The sequence below is a fragment of the Pseudomonas sp. CGJS7 genome, assembly GCF_036961695.1.
This window is the reverse complement of sequence record NZ_JBAMDI010000330.1, coordinates 1-433: the sequence shown is the minus strand read 5'-3', so window position 1 is coordinate 433 and position 433 is coordinate 1. Positions and strand designations below refer to the sequence as shown.

Below are 433 nucleotides of genomic sequence, written 5' to 3'. Positions count from 1 at the left end.
TTGCTGGAACGGTAGCAGCGGCGCGCTGCCCGTCACCGGGCCCTGGTCGATACGTGGCACCACCGCCTCCCCGAGCTGGGCCACGGCCGCCAGGCGCTGCACGGTCTGGTGCTGGAACAATGCCTTGGGCGTGATATGGATCCCGGCCTGTCGCGCACGACTGACCACCTGGATCGACATGATCGAGTCGCCGCCCAGGGCGAAGAAATTCTCGGTAACGCCCACCGGGCCTGCGCCCAGCACGGTTTGCCAGATCTCGGCCAGGGCGATTTCGGTCGGTGTGGCCGGCGCCTGATAGTCGCGAGCCTTGACGGTCTGGTCCGGGCGTGGCAAGGCCTTGCGGTCGAGCTTGCCATTGGGCGACAGCGGCAGGCTGTCCAGTGCCAGCCACTGGTTCGGCACCATGTAGTCCGGCAGGCCGCGCCCCAGGTGT

Annotated in this window: 1 protein-coding gene; it reads right to left on the bottom strand. The window is 68.1% G+C overall.

What is annotated here, in order from left to right:
- The coding region (locus V7787_RS52940) for a phosphopantetheine-binding protein (RefSeq protein WP_336095470.1) at positions 1-433 on the bottom strand (433 nt) is incomplete at both ends.